We start from the raw sequence: 250 nt of genomic DNA on the forward strand, positions 1-250 counted from the left end.
AGTCACCAGGACGGGGCCAATGGCTGGTGTAGAGATTTCGTCATGGGTCTGGGTATAGGCCTGCTTGTCCACATCGAGGAGCTCAACATTCCCTTCCCCTGGCTCATCCATGAACTCCATGCTCTGCGACACCTCAATGGTTGCGCCTTTCAAACGCCCAGTGAGACAAGCCGCAAACTTGAAAGCAAACTTCTTGCTGGATTTGCCCAGCGCCAGCTTCTTGATTGCGCCTTTAGAGACCACCAGCTTG

1 protein-coding gene is annotated in these 250 nt (G+C 54.0%); it reads right to left on the minus strand.

What is annotated here, in order from left to right; all coding sequences use genetic code 11:
* On the minus strand, positions 1-250 hold a 250-nt coding region (locus BHE89_RS02485), incomplete at both ends, for a hypothetical protein (RefSeq protein WP_458694201.1).

The organism is Shigella sp. FC1967 (assembly GCF_001743005.1).
In the GTDB taxonomy this organism is placed as follows: Bacteria; Pseudomonadota; Gammaproteobacteria; order Enterobacterales; family Enterobacteriaceae; genus Proteus.